This is a genomic window from Ruegeria sp. AF1, from assembly GCF_056542125.1.
Genome location: NZ_JBQFZG010000007.1, coordinates 96959 through 118245, shown reverse-complemented (window position 1 = coordinate 118245; position 21287 = coordinate 96959). Strand labels below are relative to the sequence as shown.

The 21287-nt window shown below is 55.8% G+C and carries 19 protein-coding genes and 1 pseudogene; 10 read left to right on the top strand and 10 right to left on the bottom strand.

Features of this window, described 5'->3' with window-relative positions:
• Positions 1-144: 144 nt before the first annotated feature.
• A complete protein-coding gene (locus tag ACR0BK_RS12025) occupies positions 145-861 on the bottom strand; it encodes a GlxA family transcriptional regulator (protein WP_480554803.1) in 717 nt (238 codons plus the stop codon).
• A gap of 219 nt (positions 862-1080) precedes the next feature.
• Between ACR0BK_RS12025 and ACR0BK_RS12020 the strand changes: the two are divergent.
• The 4 genes and pseudogenes from ACR0BK_RS12020 to ACR0BK_RS12005 form a co-directional block, all read left to right on the top strand.
• Positions 1081-1680 (top strand): annotated as a pseudogene (locus ACR0BK_RS12020) (CoA transferase); the annotation flags it as partial.
• The gene (locus ACR0BK_RS12015) at positions 1673-2518 is read left to right on the top strand and encodes a CoA transferase (RefSeq protein WP_480554801.1); all 846 of its coding nucleotides are present in this window, start codon (positions 1673-1675) and stop codon (positions 2516-2518) included. The pseudogene ACR0BK_RS12020 and the gene ACR0BK_RS12015, both read left to right, overlap by 8 nt.
• 6 nt (positions 2519-2524) lie before the next feature.
• Positions 2525-3895: a N,N-dimethylformamidase beta subunit family domain-containing protein gene (locus ACR0BK_RS12010; protein WP_480554800.1), complete on the top strand. Its 1371-nt coding sequence runs from the start codon at positions 2525-2527 to the stop codon at positions 3893-3895.
• Positions 3896-4125: 230 nt separating this feature from the next.
• Positions 4126-5472, top strand: a complete 1347-nt coding sequence (locus ACR0BK_RS12005) for an adenylate/guanylate cyclase domain-containing protein (protein WP_480519333.1) — start codon at positions 4126-4128, stop codon at positions 5470-5472.
• Positions 5473-5622: 150 nt separating this feature from the next.
• Here ACR0BK_RS12005 and ACR0BK_RS12000 read toward each other — a convergent pair whose 3' ends face one another.
• The 6 genes from ACR0BK_RS12000 to ACR0BK_RS11975 form a co-directional block, all read right to left on the bottom strand.
• Positions 5623-6282 (bottom strand): DUF2461 domain-containing protein, encoded by a 660-nt coding sequence (locus ACR0BK_RS12000; RefSeq protein WP_480554799.1) that lies wholly within the window; start codon positions 6280-6282, stop codon positions 5623-5625.
• A 12-nt stretch (positions 6283-6294) separates the two neighbouring features.
• Positions 6295-6639 (bottom strand): TfoX/Sxy family protein, encoded by a 345-nt coding sequence (locus ACR0BK_RS11995; RefSeq protein WP_480554797.1) that lies wholly within the window; start codon positions 6637-6639, stop codon positions 6295-6297.
• On the bottom strand, positions 6639-6860 hold the full coding sequence (locus tag ACR0BK_RS11990) for an MAPEG family protein (protein ID WP_480473988.1): 222 nt from the start codon (positions 6858-6860) through the stop codon (positions 6639-6641). Before ACR0BK_RS11990 ends, ACR0BK_RS11995 begins: the two co-directional genes overlap by 1 nt.
• 24 nt (positions 6861-6884) lie before the next feature.
• A complete protein-coding gene (locus tag ACR0BK_RS11985) occupies positions 6885-7271 on the bottom strand; it encodes a VOC family protein (RefSeq protein WP_480554796.1) in 387 nt (128 codons plus the stop codon).
• A 68-nt stretch (positions 7272-7339) separates the two neighbouring features.
• The gene (locus ACR0BK_RS11980; RefSeq protein ID WP_480554794.1) at positions 7340-8575 is read right to left on the bottom strand and encodes an RNA polymerase sigma factor; all 1236 of its coding nucleotides are present in this window, start codon (positions 8573-8575) and stop codon (positions 7340-7342) included.
• 3 nt (positions 8576-8578) lie between these two features.
• A complete protein-coding gene (locus ACR0BK_RS11975) occupies positions 8579-8950 on the bottom strand; it encodes a YciI family protein (RefSeq protein ID WP_480554793.1) in 372 nt (123 codons plus the stop codon).
• Positions 8951-9160: 210 nt separating this feature from the next.
• Here ACR0BK_RS11975 and ACR0BK_RS11970 point away from each other — a divergent pair, with 210 nt between their 5' ends.
• Positions 9161-11401, top strand: a complete 2241-nt coding sequence (locus ACR0BK_RS11970; protein WP_480554791.1) for a HEAT repeat domain-containing protein — start codon at positions 9161-9163, stop codon at positions 11399-11401.
• Positions 11402-11501: 100 nt separating this feature from the next.
• Here ACR0BK_RS11970 and ACR0BK_RS11965 read toward each other — a convergent pair whose 3' ends face one another.
• Positions 11502-12407 carry a LysR substrate-binding domain-containing protein gene (locus ACR0BK_RS11965; RefSeq protein ID WP_480473983.1) on the bottom strand — a complete coding sequence of 302 codons (906 nt, stop codon included), beginning with the start codon at positions 12405-12407 and terminating at the stop codon, positions 11502-11504.
• Positions 12408-12585: 178 nt separating this feature from the next.
• Here ACR0BK_RS11965 and ugpB point away from each other — a divergent pair, with 178 nt between their 5' ends.
• From ugpB to ACR0BK_RS11940, 5 genes are all read left to right on the top strand, one after another.
• On the top strand, positions 12586-13896 hold the full coding sequence (gene ugpB, locus ACR0BK_RS11960) for a sn-glycerol-3-phosphate ABC transporter substrate-binding protein UgpB (RefSeq protein WP_480554789.1): 1311 nt from the start codon (positions 12586-12588) through the stop codon (positions 13894-13896).
• Between the two features lie 63 nt (positions 13897-13959).
• Positions 13960-14841: a sn-glycerol-3-phosphate ABC transporter permease UgpA gene (ugpA, locus tag ACR0BK_RS11955; protein WP_209505975.1), complete on the top strand. Its 882-nt coding sequence runs from the start codon at positions 13960-13962 to the stop codon at positions 14839-14841.
• 20 nt (positions 14842-14861) lie between these two features.
• Entirely contained in the window at positions 14862-15698 is an 837-nt protein-coding gene (gene ugpE, locus ACR0BK_RS11950; RefSeq protein WP_480476825.1) for a sn-glycerol-3-phosphate ABC transporter permease UgpE, read from the top strand.
• 3 nt (positions 15699-15701) lie between these two features.
• Positions 15702-16757 carry a sn-glycerol-3-phosphate ABC transporter ATP-binding protein UgpC gene (gene ugpC / locus ACR0BK_RS11945; RefSeq protein WP_480554788.1) on the top strand — a complete coding sequence of 352 codons (1056 nt, stop codon included), beginning with the start codon at positions 15702-15704 and terminating at the stop codon, positions 16755-16757.
• Positions 16757-17692 carry a glycerophosphodiester phosphodiesterase family protein gene (locus ACR0BK_RS11940; protein ID WP_480554787.1) on the top strand — a complete coding sequence of 312 codons (936 nt, stop codon included), beginning with the start codon at positions 16757-16759 and terminating at the stop codon, positions 17690-17692. Before ugpC ends, ACR0BK_RS11940 begins: the two co-directional genes overlap by 1 nt.
• Positions 17693-17765: 73 nt before the next feature.
• Here the strand turns inward: ACR0BK_RS11940 and ACR0BK_RS11935 are convergent, their stop codons facing one another.
• Entirely contained in the window at positions 17766-19451 is a 1686-nt protein-coding gene (locus tag ACR0BK_RS11935) for a tryptophan halogenase family protein (protein ID WP_480473978.1), read from the bottom strand.
• Between the two features lie 65 nt (positions 19452-19516).
• Complete coding sequence (locus ACR0BK_RS11930; RefSeq protein ID WP_480519355.1) at positions 19517-21043, bottom strand: malonate--CoA ligase; 1527 nt, start codon at positions 21041-21043, stop codon at positions 19517-19519.
• Positions 21044-21287 lie beyond the last annotated feature (244 nt).

Sequence of the window (21287 nt, the reverse complement as noted above, 5' to 3'; positions counted from 1 at the left end):
TTTGGGATAATGTTCAAGGGCGATGTCATAATGCCTCTGGGACGATTGATTTATTCATATGTGACCGGATGCACGGCCTCCGATCAGCTGTTAGAATCCCCTTCTCCCGCTTCGAAAACTTGCACGCGTCGTTTGGCAGAACCTTCAATCATCCACCTCTTTCGGGCCACATCTTTGGATCGTGTGGGAAGTTTTTGCGCAGGCTGCGGATAAGAGTGGCGTACTCGCAAAACCGCAACGCAGAGCGATTTCCCCAGGCGCAAGATCACTGTAGCGAAACATTTCGCGGGCACGTGCCAGACGTAGAAGCAGATAATACCGCCCCGGTGTTGTCTGAAGCTCCGTCCAGAACAGACGGCGCAAGGAGCGTTCGGACATATGAACCTGTTTTGCAAGGGCAGAGACCGGCTGCGGTGTTTCGAGTGCTCCGGACACCAATGCGACAATCCGTTTGAGTTTTGGCGACACCGCTGACGACAGCGCCTGATCTGGATAAGAGGCACCGTGCCGCCTGGAATTGTCATGCAGGAACATCGCCGCGGCGTCAAAGGCAACTGATGGGCCAAACCTGCTCCGGATAAAGTGCAGCATCAGGTCTAGGGCCGCTGCGGCGCTGCCGCATGTCCAGAAACGACCATCCTGAACATAACGGTCAAAGAGGACATGGGTTTCGGGAAACTCCTCTGCAAACTCCTCAAGAAGTTGCCAGTGTAACGTCGCCTTCCGGTGGTTCAGAAACCCGCCCCGCGCCACCACCCATGCTCCTGTATCCGCTGCAATCACTGTTGCGCCCTGCATCAGCCGGCCAAGGCCCCGGCCACGGCGCAGCGCAGCACTGCCGAATGGCTGGCCGACGACCATGCAGTCACTTAGGGGCTGGTGGCCGTACTTGATGACCCCCGCCACGGGCGGATGCGTCAGATGGGCAATGTGGCCTGGCTGGCCGACGATCCGGGTGTGATGACCAAAACCGCTGGCCCTTAAGCGGATGGATATCGCAGCGAGCTTGCCCGTGTTTTCGCGGAACCACCCCGAAATTTCAGCGTTGGAGAAGGGCAAGACGATTGGCTTGATGGGCTCAAGGTTCTGGATCTGACCAACGTCATTGCCGGGCCGACCATCGGGTCGTCATTGGCCCGTTTTGGGGCGCAGGTCACACTGGTACAGCCGGTACGACCTTCGGTCGATCCGTGGAGCGCGGTGTTTTTTGGCCTGCATGCTCAGCGCGGCAAGAAGAGCATCTTGCTCGATCTGCGTTCGGAGGGCGGGCAGCACGTCTATTGGCAAATGGTCGCTGAAGCAGACGTAATCACAATGAACGGAACAGACCTGCAACGAGAAAGCTTGGGGCTGAGTGAAGCCCGGCTGACAGAGGTTAACCCGCGTCTCATCGTTGTGCAGCTTGACGCCTGGGGCGGACCGCGTCGGGGACCAAAATCGGATCATCTGGGTTATGACGATCTCGCACAGGCCGCGACCGGCGCGATGACCCGCTTTGGCGGCGGGCCGGAAACGCCCGAGGAACACGCCCATTTTGGCACGATTGATGCATTGACGGGGCATTGCGCCTGCGTGGCGCTGGGCGCCGCGCTGGAGCGGCTTAGAATGACAGGCAAGGGTGGCCGCCCGCGCGTCGCTAGCCGCCGCAAGAGAGTTGATTCAAGCGCAGTTCATGTATGATTTCGACACGCGCGCGCCGTTTGACGAACCTTCGGGGCGTAAAACGCTTGGTTGGGGGCCGTTCAATCGCTGCTATGCCGCGTCCGACGGCTGGATGTTCTTCGCCGCACCGACCGAGCGTCACGCCGCCTTGGCGCGCGTGCCTGACCCGTCCGATCTTGCCGGCTTGGACGATACTGATCTGGACTCTGCTCTGTCCGAGCGTTTCGCGCAAAAGCCGGTGGCCGTATGGGCGCAGGCTTTCGCTGGGAGCTCGGTGGGTGTGACCCGCCTCGGTTCGCTGCACGACACCCGCGATGTGGGCCTTCAGGCTGAAAGCACAGGCGCTATCGACATCCGCAATGCAACCTTCCGAGCCGTTCGACATGACCAGCACCCGATGGGCCGATGGGTTGATCTGGTTGCCCCCAATGCGGTGCGACCGCAGAATGCCACGATAACCATCCCCGGCCCGGCACCAAAATACGGACAAGACACGCGCGAAATCCTTGCGCGTCTGGGTTATGGTGACACCGAGATACAACGTATGATCGAAAAAGCCGTGGCAGCTGAGAGCTGGTCGGAAAATATCTGCCGGAATAGACACATGACCCAAGACAAGTTCGGACCGGAAATCACGCCACGCACCCGTGCAAAGGCGCGCCATATCCTAGATCATTATTACATCGGCCCGTCCCGAAATGATGCGGTTCTCGAGATCTGGGGATATACCCCAAAGATGAGCTATGCCCCCGGAGATCGCGTGGTACTTTATGTGTCGACCACGGCGCGTGAATGGGATCTTGAGATCGGTCGCGACGGGCTGGTCTATCAACCACTCCTGACCGAGACGGGCTAGCCGGGGGTGTATCACCCCACGCCGGAGGATTGCTCGGTCAAGGGTTGTGGCTGGCCCGAGGCCTATGGTTTTTGCATTCCCGAAGACTGGGCGCCTGGCGGCTACCTTGTCACCTTCCGCGCCCGCAGTGGCGACGAGATGGTCGAAGAGCATCACATCATCCTTGTAAGAAGCGCCCCTGATGCCACGCCATCACTCTATGTTCTGGTTTGTGCCACCGGCACATGGCTGGCTTATAACTGCTGGGGCGGCTCGAACCATTACGAAGGCATCACCGGTCCCGAAGGTAACGCCTTTTCCCCGGTTCTTTCGACCCAGCGACCCTGGTCGCGCGGGTTTTGCAGGCTGCCTGAAGGCACCCCGCGGGCGCTGCGGGAAAAGCTGACCAGACCGGGCGAAATGGTGCGCTACCCCTATATGGAATGGGCTTACGCTTATGGCTATTCCAAGAAATACGCCTCGGCTGGGTGGGCCAGCTATGAACGCCATTTCGCCCGTTGGGCCGAGGGGGAAGGCTATGATTTCGACGTGATCGCGCTGCATGATCTTGAGCACGACCCGAAGCTGCTTGGCCAGTATGCCTGTGCCGTGTTTGTCGGCCATGACGAAAACTGGAGCGCGATTATGCGTGATGCTGTTGACGCCTATGTCGATGGCGGTGGCAACGTTGCACGGTTTGCCGGAAACTTCCTGTGGCAGACCCGGATCGAAGACGAGGGTCACACGCAGATCTGTTACAAGTATATCGCGGATCAGGACCCGCTTATGGGCACCGAACAAGAGCACCTCTTCTCGGGTGCCTTCGAGGTCGCACCAGTTGACCGCCCGGGTGCCTTGACATTCGGAGTTAACGCTCTGCGCGGTGTTTACGCCGGTCTTGGGAATTGCGTTGGCGGCGGCGCAGGCGGCTTTACGGTCTACCGCCCCGACCATTGGGCATTTGACGGAGTCGGGGTCGGCTATGGCGACATTTTAGGCGCGCACGCCCGGATTTTTGGCTATGAGGTCGATGGTCTGGATTACCGTTTCGAAGACGGTCTGCCATTTCCCACCTGTACCGACGGCGCTGTTCCAGAGATCGAGATACTTGCCATGGGGCTTGCCACCAATATCGAGGCAGATCACGGGGTCTGGGGTGAAACGCTCTACATCGGTGCCGACGATGCGCGGTTCAAGGCGCAGGTGCTGTTCGGCGAAGTCACGCCCGAGACGCTCGACACCTGTAAACGTGGCAATGGGATGATCATCTCGTGGCGTCGCGGCAAGGGTCAGATCTTTACAGCCGCAACCTGCGAATGGGTTGCCGGGCTGATCCGCCGGGACGAGCAGGTAGAACAGATCACCCGCAATGTGCTCGACAGGTTGGGAAAGGGTTAGGTTAAGTGCTCAAATGAAGGTTGGGGCGTATTGCCTTTCCAAAGAATTACTTGTTTCGCGGATACATGACCTTCACGTTTACTACCGGCAAGTGATGCGGTGACTAACAACTCGATCAGACGAGAGACGATCAGCAAATTTAAGCCCAAGCCGAACTGGTTTTTTCAGGTTTCACCACACAACAGGAATGGCTTAGCGAATTAGCAAAGGCCGTTTAAGATATCCGGCAAATGTCCGATACCGTACAAACCAGAATACAATCGCGCAGCAATGTGGCGTTCGCCGAAGAAGAGCGTCAAGGGACATTGCTGGCAGCTAAAGTCCGAACACTTGCATTGGCCGTTGTTCTTCTTTGGCAGGCGATCGACAGCCCGGAAACAGGACCGGCTTATTACTTCAATCTTCTGGAAATTTTTTTCTTTATTTTACTGGGAGGTTTGCAGTTTGTCGCTGCCTACACGCGTCGCGGCGGGCGTGGTCTTCCGTATGTGTTCGTTACGTTAGATTGTGTTTCGCTTGCAGCCGTTTTTACCTTGGGATCACCATATATCGACAGCCCCTTGCCACCCGCCATAGCGATGGACACGGCGCGGTTTTTGTTTTTCTTCCTATTTCTGATGCAGACATCTTTCAGTTTTCGGCCTTCCCTTGTGGTTTGGTGCGGTGTCAGCATCATTGTGTCCCGCCTCGGGATGTGGGCATGGTTTCTGAGTCAGCCTGACGTACGCAGTAACTTGGAGTTGACCGAGCAATCCGTTGAAGCCTGGCTTGCCGGGGCAAGAGACTTGAACTTTCTGTTTCTTGGCTATGCAGCCATAGAATTGATGGTCGTGCTGATCGTGTCTGCCGGGCTTGCAATCGTCGTCGCGCGCTCTCGCAGGCTGGTTCAGAATTTCATTTCGACCGAAAGAAAGCGAGCCAGCCTGGCGAGGTATTTTTCACCCAACGTGCTTGACGAATTGAGCAGTCTGGAAGCCGGAATTGCGGCTGGTAGGCAACAAAACGTTGCCGTGTTATTCGCGGACATAATGGGGTTTGCGAAGCTTTGCGAGAACGCGACTGCCGACGAGGTGATCGAACTTTTACGAGACTACCATGATCGGTTGGGTAAATCGGTATTCGATAACTCTGGCACTTTGGACAAGTATATCGGCGACGGTCTTATGGCCACGTTTGGCACTCCAACGCCCAGTGCACACGACCCTGCCAATGCGTTGAACTGCGCATTCGAGATGATAGAAGCGTTGGACAAATGGAACGCAGAAAGAGAGTTGTCCGGGAAGGAACCGGTGCGTGTGGGAATCGGGCTGCATTGGGGATCGGTTGTAGCTGGCGACATAGGCAACGAGCGGCGACTGGAATACGGCGTGATTGGGGACAATGTGAATGTCGCAAGCAGGATCGAGCACCTGACCAGAGAACTGAACACGCAATTGGTCGTGAGCCACGATTTGGTGCAGGCCATCGGGCACAACGATGCAATCCCAAACTTAAGCCGGTTGACTGACGCCGGAGAACAAAAAATCCGGGGGCGCGCCGCTCTGGTTAAGGTTTGGGTTTATCCGGCAAGCCGATGACATCTCAGCGCGACAGCATCGCGACAGTTGAGCTCGCATTTATTTCCGAGCTCACTTGTAGACGGTGATCCTATCAAGGCATTGGGCGATTGAGACCGGCACGGCAGTGAGGCCTGTCAAACCTCCGCCCCCCCGTAAACCAGGCAGGGGTTACTCGATCCGAGAAAGCAATTGGAAAACCGGCAAGAGTTGCCCAAAAACACCTTTCGTTCGTTCAATGAGGTTTGGTTCGATAGCTAAGGCAGGATTGCTCAAATCTGTCCAGACGGTAAAGCCTTTGCGGCGCAATGCCTCTTCATTTGGATGATCTTTGTCGAAACCGGAGGGAACACGTTTCAATTCAGGATCCCCGACCCGGAAACCACGCTTTCGCATCTCAGCGGCAAGCTGTATCACCTCTGCCCCATTGGGGCCTGCCATCTCTGTTCGGAAGGCATCCAACGCTTCCTTTTCGTACTGAAACACCCCGCAGCCAAGCGCCAGATCATCGGGTGAGAGACCGAAGAACCACATCGGCGGCTGATCCGCACTCCCGTCTGGAATAAACGCAATATGCAGGTGTGCGTTGTAAGGTGTTTTGTCCTTGGAAAATCGGACATCCCGATGAATACGAAAAATCTTGCTGCTATGGGTCTGGCCGGTCAGATCACGCAAGGCATCCGCCATGTCATTCGCGAACTGCGTGCCTGCCTGCTTCAAATGGGTCTCGTAAGTTGATTTGTTGGCTGCAAACCATTCCTTCGTGTTATTGGCCCGCAAATCCCTGAGAAAACCAAGCGCTTCGGGTGAGAAACTTTCAAACTGAGCCATTGCTTTCTCCGTTCAGTCTTTCGCGGGAAGGGCCGCGGCGTGTTCGAGACAAAGGTGTAACCAGCGCCGCAAAGCGGCGTCATCGCAATCACTCTCATCCACGCGGATAAAACCACCCAGCTTGCGTGCACCGTGAATCACTTCTTGAGCCGCAGGGTCCGCCAGCGCAATTCTTTCGTTGTCCTTGCCCACCCGGAACATGAAACGGCCCAGCCCGTCGTTATGCCGCCGCGCCCCGCACAGCATGTTGCCGTTCAAGAAAAAGCAATTGCCACCCATCATACGCTTTTCTGAAATGCCCACATGCGCGGCCAAAGCGTCACGAATGCGTGCGTTGAGGGATTCATCCACCGGCATCAGCTGGATGCCTCAAGCTGCCGGTGGATTGATGGCGTGAAGGGAACATAATCGACGAAGTTTCCATGTGACCGCATTACGCGCACGAACCTGTCGCCCCCATCCCATAGCGGATGGGCAACCGTCCTGAATCGACGCAGGTCAACAGCAATCGCCAGTGGAACGGTTACCCAGTCTAATAACGCTGCAACAACCTGCACAATGTGCGAACTTTGTTCCATCTGCGCCCTCCTTTCAGACAGTTCTCAGGGTCTCATGCTTTCATAGGTGATCAATGCAAAGCGAGCACCTTGGGGGTCGTTCAGCGTGGCCATGCGCCCGACCCCCGGCATATCCATCGCGGGTTGAAGAACGGTGGCGCCTTTGGCTTCGGCCTTTGCAACACTCGCATCCACATCGGCCACTGTGAAGAAGACCGTCCAGCTTCCACGCGCCTCTGGCATTGGTGAAAAGCCTCCGATAGCGGTCTCGCCCACAACTGCAGCTGAATAACTGGACCCATCCTGCATCGGCATATCGCTGATCGTCCAGCCCAGCACATCCTGGTAAAAGGACTTGGCTTTGCTCTGATCCGGCCCGGAATGCCCGATCCATCCTGAATTTCCGACAGCCGTCATCTCAAGTATACTCATGGGTACCTCCGTTGGTTACGCCCGCCACATGCGGGTCTGACCCAAGGACGTATGAGGAGTGTGTGTTCCTACAGGCCCTCCAATTCTTTTTGACTGATTTTGATTTTTTCTTTGATCACGTCACATTCCAACGCGGTGGGGGAAAGCGCCAACACGGTTTCAAAGGCGGAAATGGCGTCGTTATGATCCCCCGCTTCTTGCAAAAGGCCACCTCGCATCGCGTGAAACCAACGATAGTTGGACAACTCCTGTGACAGCGGATTCATTGCTTTCAATGCATAGTGTGGGCCGTATAGCTTGGCCTTTGCGGCAATCTGGTTGAGCCGGATCACCGGTGTCGGTTGTAATGCGTAAAGGGCAGCATAGTGACTTTCGATCAACGCCCAGTTGGTTTCTTTCGATGAGGCGGAACAGGCATGTGCCGCTGCGATTGCAGCCTGGATGATATATACCCCGCGGTGGCCAGTCCGCTGGGCTTTTTGCAACAGCGATGTAGCCTCAGCGATATTCGAGCGATCCCAAAGATCGCGGTTCTGATCGTCGAGTGCGACAAGCTTGCCTTCCACGTCAATCCGGGCCCGGCGCCGGGCGTGTTGAAACAACAATAGCGCCAGCAATGCGGCCTGCTCGCCCATTGCAGGGAACAATGCGACAAGAAGGCGGGCAAGCCGGATGGCTTCTTTACACAGCGTGAGCTTGATTTGCTGTGGCCCGGCCGAGGTCGACCACCCTTCGCTGAACATCAGATAAACCATTGTCGAGACTTCGCCCAACCGGGCTTGCCTCTCTGCCGGGCTTGGCGTTTCAAAGGCGACCGGGTTATTTGCGATCTTCTTTTTGGCGCGGGTAATGCGCTGCTCCATGGTTTTGGATTTGACCAGAAATCCGCTGGCGATCTCATCGACACTCAGCCCCACGACCACCCGCAAAGCAATGGCGATCTGATCCCGCCGATCCAGTTCCGGATGACAGCAGATGAACAGCAAGCGCAGGACATCGTCCCGCATCTCGTCTGGGTCGGGTGTGTCCGCCGGCATCGGTTGAAACTCCTCTGCGTGGCGCGACAAGATTGCCGTGCGCCGCCGGGATTTGCGTAATTCGTCCAGACCCGCATTCCGGGCCGTGGCCAGAAGCCATGCCAATGGATCACGAGGCGCCCCGTCCTGGGGCCAAACTGCCAAGGCTTTCAGGCAGGCGTCGGCAAAGGCCTCCTCTGCGGTGTCCAAATCCCGAAAAACCCGCGTCAGGGCAGCAATGGCGCGCGGGCGTTGTTCAGCAAATGTGGCCTCGAGCCAATCTGACATGATCTATTCCGACGATATGGCACCCCCGGCCCAGGCCACAGGCCGAACTTCCAGCCGAGCGACCGGTGAAGAGATCAGTTTTGCATGTTCCAACGCTTCCTCAAGGTCTTTGAAGTCAGCGGCGTAAAACCCAAGGAAGTTTTCCTTGGTCTCGGAAAACGGGCCATCGGTGATCAGGGGGGCAGCGCGCTCAGACGTGGCCGGTTCGACCATTACCGCTGACGTTGGCGGCATCAGTTTTATCGACACGAACTCTCCGTGTTCCGACAATACTGCTTGCAGGGCGCGATGGCCTGACATCACTTCGTCCTGGCGATCTTTCGGCAATGCCTCGAACACGCCCGGTTCCCCATAAATTGTGATTGCGTAAATCATTCTCGCCTCCTTGCGTTGGTCGCATAGTGCAAGGACGCGCGACGCCATGCAAATCCGACAACGACCAGAACCGACAAAATTGCCCAGGCCGCTTTTGTCTGAAATCCCAGCGGCCCGGGCTTCCATTTCCATCCAGATAACAGGTCGGGGGTTTTCAATAACCGGAGCAAAACCGGTACCTTGAAAACCGGTTCCCAGAAAAATGTCCAAATGGTAGGCTGCGAAACTATGGAAAGCCGGCCAAATCGTCGATTAGCAGCCATCTTAGCCGCCGATATCGCAGGCTATTCAAGATTGGTTGGCTTGGATGAAGAAGGCACCATCGACAAGCTGCGCCGGATCCGCGCTGAAGTCATCGAGCCCTTGATCGCCGGGTATTCAGGGCGCATTGCGAACACAGCGGGTGACAGTTTTCTGATCGAATTCCCCAGCGCGGTCGATGCGGTTCGCGCGGCCGTCGCGATACAGGCTGAACTGACGAAAAGAAACTCAGATGCGGAACCCGACCGCGCAATCGTTCTTCGGATCGGTTTGAATGTCGGCGATGTCATCTCAAACGCAGACGACATCCTGGGTGATGGTGTCAACGTGGCCGCACGGCTTGAGGCGCTGGCAGAACCTGGGGGGATTATCGCATCGCAGGCGATTGTCGGATACGCGCGCAACAAGGTGCCCTTCGCCTTTACGCCAATTGGCCCGCAATCCGTCAAGAATATTGCGGACCCCATTGAGGCGTTCCGCGTCGAAACAGATGCGTTGACCCCGGCGGTAAAGCACAAAACGAAGAAAGCACCGCGTCTAATGAAGCTGGCTGCAATCCTGATCGTGTTGGGTGCGACCGGGTATGTCGGGACAAAGACATGGGAAAAGGGTCGGCTGCGCGCCTCTGAGGCACAGATGGCTTACCCACTTCCAGACCTGCCTTCGATCGCCGTGCTTCCGTTGACGAACTTCACCAGCGACGCGTCCAACAAGATGTTGATAGATGGCGTTTCCGAGGATCTGATAACGGACTTATCCCGCATATCAGGGTTATTTGTCATCGCCGGAAACACATCCTTCGCATTTCAGGACCGCGACATTGATGTGGCAGGCTTTGCCGAGAAACTGGGCGTTCGCTATGTCGTTGATGGAAGCCTTAGACGCAGCGGAGAAGGTTTTCGGGTCAACATCCGCCTGACGGACACTTTGAACGGCAGATTGATCTGGGCGGAGCGTTTCGACGGTGAAATCGATGAGATCTTCGACCTGCAAAACAACATTGTACTGGCGATTGCGCACGAGTTGGATGTTCCGCTCGACATGCAAAGCCGGATTGCCATCGAAAACATAGAAACTGGAAAGATCGAGGCGCGCGAAGCGTTCCAGCGTGGATGGGAGCTATATTCACGCTTCAATGAACAGGACAATCTGGCCGCAATTCCGCATTTTGAGCGCGCGGTCGAGTTGGACCCGAATTATGCGCGCGCCTGGGCGACGTTAGCTCTGGCACACTTGCGACCACACATCTTCCACCACTGGTCAGGCTTTGCGAATGCTGACGAACAGATGCATATCGGGCTGTTCTATAAATACTACCGTGAACTGACGCATCAGGACACCTCGCTTATCCATGTTATCAGGGCAATAGTCGCTCTCAACCTTCCGGATTGGGAAGGCGCCGAGAGCGTAAGTCGGGGAACAGAAGAAGCGAGACAAGAAGCCGCGAAAGCCATTGCCCTGCAACCAAGCGACCCCGAAGCGCATGTGACAATGGGATGGGCCTTGATCGCGGGCGGCGAGCCAGAGGAAGGGCTGGCATTTGTGCAGGCCGCAATGCGCCTAGATCCGGAATATCCCAGCCACTACGCGTTATTTCAGGGGGCTGCACTGTTTGCCATGAATGATCTGACTGGTGCAGGGGCCGTTATAATGTCTGAGTTGGACCGAAACCGGCAGGCAGTTGAGTTGATGCCATTTGCAGCGTCGGTTCTGGCCTTGAATGGTGACCGAAGCAACGCGCGCGCAATGATCGAACAATGGCAGGATGGAGAAAACGAGAAAGTTCTGAGCGAAGCGGTACGCGATTATTTCTTTATCGTGCGATGGATCGGCGAGCATCAATATTTGAACAACCGTTTGAAAAAAGGCCTTCGATTGGCCGCGCTTCCGCCGAGTACGACAGTTGCAAGTCTCAAAGCTGATCTGATGCGCGGAGATGCCAAGGAACAACGTGACGCGGCTCAGTCTTTGGCGCTCTTTGGTGCCGACGCAGCTCCAGCCGTTCCGGAACTGATAAAGCTGTTGGGTAGCCCTTCGGTTTTTGTCAGAAAAGAAGCGGCCATCGCCTTGGGTGAAATCGGAGGGAAAGCATCCCCCGCTTTACCTGCATTGGAAGCAAACGCAGACGAGTCTTTGTCGGGAAGATTTGCCGCCCGAGCCATTGAACAAATACGCGGAGCCTCACAATAACGACGACTTTGGGCGCTATCGACCTCTTTGCTCCTGCTGTTATTTGGAGACTGTTGGCTGGAAACCCGGGCAGATATCATTCGCCCCGTTGACCGCAGCCTCAGGCAAGTGTTCTGAACGCATTCAGGCTTTCGCTGAAATGCTCGATGAACTCCAGTGTTATCAAAGACGGCTGCTTCAAAACCGGGCGTACCAGCGAAAGCGTATGCGGCAAGAACGGCTTGAATGGCCTGTAGCTTAGCCCCCGGTCTGTGTAATGGACAGCGTCCAGCTCGCTGACAATTGAAACACCGACGCCTTTTATCGCCAATTCACATGCCGCCGTGAATTGCCGGACTTCGATATGCGAGTTGAGTGTAACATTGGCCTGCTGAAATGCCTTCGAAAGCCGTCCGAAAAAGTCGCTATCGCGCCGCGTATGTATGATGCTCTCATCTGCAAGATCGGAAGGCGTCACCTCCGAGAGGTTCTCAAGTGCGTGATTTTTCGGGAACACGCAAACCGTGCGCACATCGACATTTCTGCTTTCGACTCCAGGATGACCGTTAAAGCCATCGGTGATTCCAAAGTCATATTGTTCGCCGACCATCCATTCCAAAATCCGTTCCGGCCTGTCCGGTTCGATCGTCATAGTAACACCTGGCCGGTCTTTCAGAAAACTTGCCACAACATCCGGCAGATGGCTGGTGGCAAAACCGGGAAGGCAGGCGACGCGGATATGCCCGGCTTTTCGCTGTGTGATATTCTGACTGGCGTCTGATATCTGCTTCATCAATTCCAGAACACGGTCCACGCTGGGTTGCAGATAGCGAACTTCCTGGGTTGGCACCAATCGCCCTTTGCGGCGATCAAAAAGTTGAAATCCAAACGATTTTTCAAGATCCGAAAGCAACCTGCTAACAGCTGGTTGGCTTATCCCCAAATCGGCGGCAGCTGCTGTGACCGAACCATTGGTGGTCACCGCCATGAGCGCTTCCAGTTGCCGAATTCTCAAAGTTTGTCTCATTCCAGACCCGGTGCTGCTTGTACATTCAATGTGTATAACACCGTATTATGATTTTTGCCAAAAAATAGGGCTTGAATTATATTTCTTTAGCGGTAACGTCGTGAAATCGTCATGTGTGTCGAATACGCGTTGAAGTCGGTACTCAACGAAGCATCGAACCTGATGCATGGGAGGAATCATGAAAAAGAATTTGCTTGGCGCTCTTGCCGTTACAACTGCCTTGTCCCCCTTGGCGGCAATGGCACAAACCGAAGTTCAATTCTGGCATGCCTTCACCGGCCGCCTTGGCGAACTTGTCAAAGCGCAGGTTGAAGAGTTCAACGCCAGTCAGGATGAGTTTGTCGTGGTCGAAAGCCACAAGGGCAACTACTCGGAAACCCTGAACGCTGGTATTGCCGCTTTCCGCGCAGGTGAACAGCCACATATCCTGATGGTTTTCGAAGTCGGTACCGCAACGATGATGTCGGCAAAAGGCGCGATCAAGCCGGTCTACAAAGTCATGGCCGAAAGTGGCGCGTCTTTTGATCCCAATGCCTATATCGGTGCGGTGAAAGGTTATTACACCACCACCGACGGAGATATGTTGTCGCTGCCGTTCAACTCTTCCACGCCGGTCTTGTGGGTCAACCGCGATGCCATGCAGGCGGCGGGTGTTGATCCTGACACTGACCTGTCGACTTGGGAAAAAGTTGGTGATGTGCTGGAGCAACTCAAAGCCGGAGGCGAGGACTGCCCGCTGGTGACGGCGTGGCAAAGCTGGATCCACCTGGAAAACCTGTCTGCCTATCACAACGTTCCGTTTGCATCGCAGGACAATGGTTTTGCCGGTCTGGATACAGAACTGATGCTGAACGGCCCGGTACAGGTCGCGCACCTGAGCGCCATGGGCGACTGGGCAAAGGATGGGGAATTCATCTATACCGGTCGCAGAAATGAAGGCGGCGCAAACTTCCGGGCCGGTGAGTGTGCCTTGTTCACCGAAAGCTCGGCCGGGTATGCCGGGATAAAAGCCGAGGCCGAGTTCGACTTTGATGTGCGCCCGCTGCCGTATTGGGAAGCGGTCACAAGCGAGCCGCAGAATACCATCATCGGCGGTGCATCCCTTTGGGTGATGGAAGGTCATGATCCGGAAGAATATAAAGGCGTTGGCGAGTTCTTGAGCTTCTTGTCTTCGTCTGACGTTCAGGCGGCATGGCACCAGAATACCGGGTATCTTCCGATTACCGCGGAAGCCGGTGAAGCGACCCGTGCGGCCGGTTTCTATGATGAAAACCCGGGCACCGATATCGCTGTGATCCAGATGACCGCGAAAGAGCCGACAGCAAATTCGAAAGGTCTGCGTCTGGGGTCGTTCGATCAAATCCGCGGTATCATCGATGAGGAGCTTGAGGCCATCTGGTCCGGTGAGAAAACCGCCCAGGAAGCCATGGACAGCGCAAAAGAACGCGGTGACGCGCTTCTGCGCAGGTTCGAATCGGCAAATCAATAAACCTCTGAAATCCGGTGCGGGCTCGGCAGAGCCCGCATCCACTTTTCCCGGCGGGTCATCAGGATGGAAAAACGCGTCACATTCCGCGGCTGGCTGTTGCCATTGGCGTTGATCGCCCCGCAGGTCGTCATTTCTGCCGTATTCTTCTTCTATCCCGCTGCACAAGCTGTATGGCAGTCGCTGTTCATCCCAGATCCGTTCGGGTTGTCGTCCAAGTTCGTCGGTCTGGGCAATTTTGAATTTCTGCTGAGCGACAAGTTTTATCGCGCATCCTTTGTAACCACGGCGGTGTTTTCGACGCTTGTTACGCTCTGCTCCATGATCCCGGCCCTGTTTCTGGCAGTCATTGCAGATCGGCTGATCAAAGGATCCGGAGCTTATCGGACTTTGCTGATTTGGCCTTATGCAGTCGCACCGGCGGTTGCGGGTGTGCTATGGCTGTTCATGTTCAACACGCGCGTCGGTGTCGTGTCGTGGTATCTTGGACAGCTGGGCTATGACTGGAACCACGTCTTGAATGGCACCGAAGCGATGGGGCTTGTGGTTGTCGCTTCGGCCTGGGGGCGCATCAGTTATAACTTTTTGTTCTTCTTCGCCGCACTCCAGTCGGTTCCGAGGTCGGTCATCGAGGCCGCCGCGATCGATGGCGCACGATTCTGGCGCAGGTTTTTCACGATTGTCCTGCCGTTGCTGTCACCTACAGCGTTCTTCCTGCTTGTTGTGAATGTGGTTTACGCGTTCTTTGAAACTTTTGGCGTAATCCACACAATCACCGGCGGCGGGCCGCAGCAGGCCACGACCATACTGGTCTACAAGGTCTTTTCAGACGGGTTCGTCGGTCAGGATCTGGGCTCGTCTTCGGCGCAATCGGTCATTTTGCTGATTGTCGTCGGCCTGCTGACCGTCATTCAGTTCAAATACGTGGAAAAGAGGGTGCATTACTGATGGCAGCCCAGCAGCACGGAATGGTCGAAAAGCACGGAGCGGGTATCTGGCTGACGCATGCCCTGATGATCCTTGGCGTTCTGGTCATCTTCTTTCCGATCTGGCTGGCGTTTGTCGCCTCAACCGTTACCCAGCCGGAAGTTGTATCACCACCCATGCCGCTTTTGCCGGGTGATCAGTTCTGGGAGAACTACAAGGCAGCCCTGTTTTCCGGCGTGAATGTCCCCGTCGCAACGATGCTGTTCAACAGCCTTGTGATGGCCATCGGGATTGCAGTGGGCAAGATCGTCATTTCACTGCTGTCGGCATTTGCAATCGTCTATTTTCGTTTTCCCGGTCGAACAACGTTCTTTTGGCTGATCTTTCTGACCCTTATGCTGCCGGTCGAAGTGCGGATCGTACCGACATTTGAGGTCGTGGCCGGGTTCGGAATGCTCAATAGCTACTACGGGCTGATCTTTCCCCTGATCGCCTCGGCCACGGCGACCTTCCTGTTCCGTCAGTTCTTTCTGACAATTCCGGACGAGCTGGCCGAAGCTGCGCGTGTGGATGGTGCCCGGCCAATGCGGTTTTTCATCGACATCGTCGTTCCGATGAGCCGGACAAACATTGCGGCACTGTTCGTCATCCTGTTTATCTATGGGTGGAACCAGTATCTGTGGCCGCTGCTTATCACCACCGACCCTGAAATGAACACCATTGTGATGGGCATCAAGCAGATGTTCCCGTCTGGCGATGATGTGGCAGATTGGCCGGTCATCATGGCAACCTCCATTCTGGCGATGATCCCGCCAGTCATCGTGGTGGTGTCAATGCAAAAGCTTTTTGTCCGCGGCCTTGTCGATAGCGAGAAATAAGAAATGGCAACAGTAACTCTGGAGAATGTCAAAAAGAGCTTTGGCCCGACAGATGTCATACATGGCATCGACATCCAAATCGAAGATGGCGAGTTCATTGTCATCGTCGGCCCTTCGGGTTGTGGGAAATCCACGCTGCTGCGGATGGTGGCAGGGCTTGAGACCGTGACCTCGGGTGAAATCCGGATTGGTGAGGAACGGGCCAACGAAAAAGAGCCGATGGATCGCGACATTGCCATGGTGTTCCAGAACTATGCGCTCTACCCCCATATGTCGGTCCGGCAGAACATGGGCTATGGCCTGAAGATTGCAGGGTTGCCCAAGGCCCAGATCGATCAAAAAGTGACCGAGGCGGCCAGGCTATTGCAGCTTGAACCATTGCTGGACCGCAAACCCAGACAATTGTCAGGCGGCCAACGTCAGAGGGTGGCTATGGGTCGCGCGATTGTCCGTGAACCTGCGGTCTTCCTGTTTGACGAGCCTCTTTCGAACCTGGACGCCAAGCTTCGCGTGCAGATGCGGCTTGAGATTCGTGAGCTCCAGGAAAAACTGGGGATCACGTCGCTTTATGTAACCCACGATCAGGTTGAAGCCATGACAATGGCCGACAGGATGATCGTCATGAACGGCGGTATCGCCGAACAGGTTGGCACACCGCTAGAGGTATACGAAACACCAAGAACCCTGTTTGCGGCGCAGTTCATCGGCAGCCCCGCGATGAATGTCTTTGAAGCCCGACGCGAAAACGGAACCGCCATGATTGGTGAGGTCGCGGTTGGTTCGTCGCCGGGCCCTGATACTGCCTTTAAACTGGGGGTACGACCCGAGCATCTATTGCTGGATGACAATGGCCCGATTGAGGCCACGATTCAGATGGCAGAGCCATTGGGGGCAAACACGCTGTTGCACGGTCAACTGTCCGGCTCGGGCGATCCGATCACGATCAGCCTTCCGGGTGTGCATCCGATTGAAGGCCGACATCCGAACATGCGGTTTTCTGTGTCCTCAAACCATTTGCATCTGTTTGACCGATCTACCGGTGAAAGGCTGGAAGGCTGATGGCATTCCCTCAGGTCGAGGCTTTCCGGGGGGGCGACAACCTGATCCGCATCGTAGGCCACCGGGGTGCGCGAGGTGTGTTGCCTGAAAACAGCATGATTGGCTTCGACTTTCCGCTCTCCATTGGCGTGCCGCTTCTGGAGTTTGATGTTGTCCTCACGGCTGACGACATCCCTGTCATAACCCATAATCACCGGCTGCACGCCCCCAGTTTTCGCGATGTTGACGGCCAGTTTCTGACCGGGGAAGAGCCGAAGGTTTCAACCCTGACGTTCGAGCAGATTCAGAAGTTCGATGTTGGGCGGTTGGATGGGAATTCTGCCTATGGTCGGCGTTTTCCTGATCAGGCACAAATGGATGGCGTTCGCGTTCCAAGGCTGCTTGACCTGCTGGATCTGGTGAGTGACCCCCAACATAGCGATGCCTGTCTGATGCTCGAGCTGAAGTCGGACCCCGATTTGGCTCATGACGCGCGCTACAGAGAGAAGTTTGTCCGCCTTGTCCTGCAAGAGGTCCGTTCCAGGGCCCTGTCGTCGCGCGCCGTGCTGCACAGTTTCGACTGGAATCTGTTGGAAGAATGTCAGCGGCAAGCGCCTGATATGCCATCTTCTTATCTGACCCAACTTCCCGAAAACGCCGAGGATGTAGGGGAGGATTCTTCAAAAGCAGTCTGCCCGGATTTTCGAGGCCGCAAAGGCGAAATTCCGCTATTGGTCAAGCAAGCGGGCGGCTCACTGTGGTGCCCGTATTATGCAGATGTAACTGCCGAAAACGTCGAACTGGCCAAGGATTTGGGCCTTTGCGTTGCGGTTTGGACGGTCAATGACCCTGTAGACATTGCCAAGATGATCGACCTGCGTGTGGATGCCATTGTTTCTGATTATCCGGGTCGGGTTCAAAGACACTTGTCTGACCGGGGTATGAGCTGGCGTTAAACCGCCCTGAAGGCCGGGGCTGAATGCCTCGCCCTTCAGTTTATCAAATTTCCTTCATAAGGGCAGAGAACCGCTAGAACAGTTGCAAATCCTTCGCGCCGCTTTGGATTTCAGCAAAGTTCGGCATGTTCTGGATCGTAACAGGTGCGGGTTTCGTGCCCGGCATCGCAACCGTCGGTTTCGCCACGTTCGCCATTCCAAAGACCGGTTTTTCCAGCTCACCCCGGATATCGCGCAGCAGCGTTTTATGATCCGGCATCACTTTGACGATCTGCGCAAGATCCTCTTTCGCACGCTGCATGCCCTGGAACCAGATCACCTTCTTCAACGGCCGCAAACGATCTCGGATGCCGGTACCGTAACCCGTATCATAGACCTGTTTGCCCAACAGAACCGTCTGGTACACGCGATGATCAAACAGCGTGGCAAATTCCACATCGTGATCCATCGGCAGACGGTGCTGCCACAATTCCAGATTCTCGGCCAGCCGATCCGGTATCTTCATCTCTGTTCGCGCGTCGATCCAATACGGGTCATCCTTTCGGTTACCCAATCGGTAATGCAGGCAGATGAATTCCAGAACCTCGTTATAAAGCTTATCCATCTGCCGGTTGTATCTTGCCCGCAGCGACGGGGCGACGTCGCGCGTCGGCAAGTGTTCTGCAAACCAGCGTACTGCGTGGTCAATCATGTGGATCGCGGTACTTTCCAACGGCTCGATAAACCCGCCGGACAGACCGATTGCCACACAATTCTTGACCCAGGCATTGCGCACGCGCCCGACGCGCATCGGGATAATCCGCGGCGTCAAACCCTTACCGCTGTCACCCAGCCATTCAAGATATTCGTCTGCCGCCTGATCATCCGTTCGATGCGCCGAGGAGAACACATAGCCCGTACCCACACGATTGTAGAGCGGTACCCGCCACGTCCACCCCGCGCCCAGCGCGGTCGACCGCGTGAGGCTTTCGATCTTGTTAGGATTGCGGTGTTCAACCTGCAACGCCATGGCGCGATCATTGGGCAAATAGTCCGAATAATCCAAGAACGGCTCGCCCAGCGCCTGATTGATGATCAGGCCGCGGAACCCGGTGCAATCGATGACCATTTCGATGTCATGACGTCCTGCCCGCTCCAGCATCAGATGGCTGACGTTGCCCTGTTCATCCAGCTCGACTTTCTGTACCTCGTCCTGGATATGCTCGACGCCGCGCTTGGTGCAGACCGTGGTAAGCATGCCCGCAAACTTCACGGCATCCAGATGATAGGCATAGCCAAAACGCTGTTCAAACTCGGGCTGACCCAGCTGCCGCGCGCCTTTGCACAGACGGCCCAGATGATCGTGGGGCGAAATGGACTGTGTAAAGTCCCGCTCTCCATTGCCAAAGCGCAGGAAATACTCGGCGGCGTCCAACCCTTCCAGCATCTGGCCATGGGCAAAGGGGTTCACGTAATCGATGCGTTTTCCTTTGGGGTCCTTGTTCCAGTTGCAGAACTTCACGCCCAGTTTGAAGGACGCGTTCGTCTCGCGAAAAAAATCCCGTTCGGAAATGCCCGCCTGACGGAGCGTGACCGGCATGCGCGGCACCGTAGCCTCACCCACACCCACGGTCGAAATATTAGGGCTTTCGATCAGGCAGATATGTGGCCGGTCCGCTGTTGATGAAGTGCGTGAAAACACCATGTCCAGGATCAACGCGGTCATCCAGCCTGCCGTGCCGCCACCTACGATGGTGATCTTGCGCAAACGATTGTTCATATTCTTCTATCCCCATTGGTTTTGAGGACTATATCAAGTTTCCGACGCTTATCTAGGCTCTGCCATTATGTGCCTTGTGACCCGGCTTTGAACATGTCCCTGAACTGGTCGCGCAAGATGTTCTTTTGGACTTTTCCCATTGTATTGCGGGGCAATTCATCCAGTTGAATAAGCGTGCGGGGATGTTTGAACCGCGCCAGGCTGTCGCGCACTGTATCCATCAACGCGTCGAGATCCGGAGATTGCCCAGGTTCGGCAACAATCAGGCCCAGCACGGTTTCACCGAAGTCGGGATGCGGCACGCCGATCACTGCGCTCTCCAGAACACCGGGCTGGCTGTCCAGAACCAGCTCAATTTCCTTGGGGTAGATATTGTAGCCACCCGAGATGATCAGGTCCTTGTTGCGCCCGACGATATGGACATACCCATCTTCGTCGACCCGTCCCAGATCACCGGTGATGAAGAACCCGTTTTCACGCAGCTCGGCAGCCGTCTTTTCCGGCATCTGCCAATATCCCTTGAATACGTTCGGACCACGCACTTCGATCTCGCCGATTTCACCCTGCGGCAAAGGGTTACCGTCTGCATCGCATATCTTTAGTTCCACCCCCGGCAAGGGAAACCCGACCGTGCCCGCGCGACGTTCGCCGTCATAGGGGTTCGAGGTGTTCATATTGGTTTCGGTCATGCCATAGCGTTCTAGGATACGATGACCGGTACGCTCTTGGAATTGTGCATGGGTATCCGCCAGCAGAGGGGCTGAGCCCGATACGAACAGGCGCATATGTTCGGTCAGCCCCCTGGTAAAACGCGCGTCTGCCAGCAGGCGCGTGTAGAAGGTTGGCACGCCCATCATCGACGTGGCTCCGGGCATCCTGTCAATGATCTGATCAGGGTCGAATTTTGGCAGCCAGATCATGCTTCCGCCAACCGCCAGAATGATATTCGTGGCCACAAACAGACCATGTGTGTGAAAGATAGGCAACGCGTGCAACAGAACGTCTTCGGACGCAAACCGCCACTCTTTGACCAGTGTCCGCGCATTGGACAGCAGGTTGTTCTGGGTCAGCATCGCCCCCTTTGAACGTCCGGTGGTGCCCGACGTATAAAGAAACGCCGCCAGATCCTCACCGTCCCGATCCACAGTCGCAAAGCTGTCTGGCATTGCAGCCGCCAAATCCATCAGCGAGCCAGAGCCGTCCGCATTCAGCGTTTCAACCCTGCCCCCAAAACGCGCGGCAATCGGGGTCAGTTGGTCTTTGCTTCGGCCATCGCAGACAACAAGTGATGCGCCGCTGTTTTCGATGAAATACGTCAACTCGTCCACGGTATAGGCGGTGTTCAGCGGCAGGAAAACCAGACCGGCCTGCGCGCATGCCGCGTAAAGCGCCAGCGCCTCAGGCGATTTATCGACCTGAGCCGCAACGCGGTCCCCGGGTTTTAGACCCAGTTGCGTGGCCACATGGGCGATCCGGGCGGCTGTGCTCAGAAAGTTTCGATAGGTGATGGTCGTCCCGTCTGTCAGGTGCAGGAAAGCCGTATCTTTGCCGGCGTGAATGCCAAACAGATCATCATAGAGAGGGTTGGCCATGTTCGATCCTCCGTTTCCTCAGCCATAACGGCGAACCGCTTCTCAGGGGAAGGTTCAACTGTGTCACACTGCGCTTTTGCTTGCAGTTCAATGTCTGGACACGTCGCATTTATTGCGCGGCGCGAGTTGCAGCTCGAAAATTGTGGTTGGTAATGCCTTTCACCGCCTCTGCACATTTTCTGCACGAAAGCCCCATGAAGGCTGCGGATACGTCACGCCAAAGATGCAAGCGCCGCAGGCAATC

Excerpts from the sequence above, each read along its gene's own strand:
- ACR0BK_RS12025 (WP_480554803.1), bottom strand. The coding sequence starts at position 861 with ATGGTCGTCGGCCAGCCATTCGGCAGTGCTGCGCTGCGCCGTGGCCGG.
- ACR0BK_RS12015 (WP_480554801.1), top strand. The coding sequence starts at position 1,673 with ATGTATGATTTCGACACGCGCGCGCCGTTTGACGAACCTTCGGGGCGT.
- ACR0BK_RS12005 (WP_480519333.1), top strand. The coding sequence starts at position 4,126 with ATGTCCGATACCGTACAAACCAGAATACAATCGCGCAGCAATGTGGCG.
- ACR0BK_RS12000 (WP_480554799.1), bottom strand. The coding sequence starts at position 6,282 with ATGGCTCAGTTTGAAAGTTTCTCACCCGAAGCGCTTGGTTTTCTCAGG.
- ACR0BK_RS11995 (WP_480554797.1), bottom strand. The coding sequence starts at position 6,639 with ATGCCGGTGGATGAATCCCTCAACGCACGCATTCGTGACGCTTTGGCC.
- ACR0BK_RS11990 (WP_480473988.1), bottom strand. The coding sequence starts at position 6,860 with ATGGAACAAAGTTCGCACATTGTGCAGGTTGTTGCAGCGTTATTAGAC.
- ACR0BK_RS11985 (WP_480554796.1), bottom strand. The coding sequence starts at position 7,271 with ATGAGTATACTTGAGATGACGGCTGTCGGAAATTCAGGATGGATCGGG.
- ACR0BK_RS11980 (WP_480554794.1), bottom strand. The coding sequence starts at position 8,575 with ATGTCAGATTGGCTCGAGGCCACATTTGCTGAACAACGCCCGCGCGCC.
- ACR0BK_RS11975 (WP_480554793.1), bottom strand. The coding sequence starts at position 8,950 with ATGATTTACGCAATCACAATTTATGGGGAACCGGGCGTGTTCGAGGCA.
- ACR0BK_RS11970 (WP_480554791.1), top strand. The coding sequence starts at position 9,161 with ATGGTAGGCTGCGAAACTATGGAAAGCCGGCCAAATCGTCGATTAGCA.
- ACR0BK_RS11965 (WP_480473983.1), bottom strand. The coding sequence starts at position 12,407 with ATGAGACAAACTTTGAGAATTCGGCAACTGGAAGCGCTCATGGCGGTG.
- ugpB (WP_480554789.1), top strand. The coding sequence starts at position 12,586 with ATGAAAAAGAATTTGCTTGGCGCTCTTGCCGTTACAACTGCCTTGTCC.
- ugpA (WP_209505975.1), top strand. The coding sequence starts at position 13,960 with ATGGAAAAACGCGTCACATTCCGCGGCTGGCTGTTGCCATTGGCGTTG.
- ugpE (WP_480476825.1), top strand. The coding sequence starts at position 14,862 with ATGGTCGAAAAGCACGGAGCGGGTATCTGGCTGACGCATGCCCTGATG.
- ugpC (WP_480554788.1), top strand. The coding sequence starts at position 15,702 with ATGGCAACAGTAACTCTGGAGAATGTCAAAAAGAGCTTTGGCCCGACA.
- ACR0BK_RS11940 (WP_480554787.1), top strand. The coding sequence starts at position 16,757 with ATGGCATTCCCTCAGGTCGAGGCTTTCCGGGGGGGCGACAACCTGATC.
- ACR0BK_RS11935 (WP_480473978.1), bottom strand. The coding sequence starts at position 19,451 with ATGAACAATCGTTTGCGCAAGATCACCATCGTAGGTGGCGGCACGGCA.
- ACR0BK_RS11930 (WP_480519355.1), bottom strand. The coding sequence starts at position 21,043 with ATGGCCAACCCTCTCTATGATGATCTGTTTGGCATTCACGCCGGCAAA.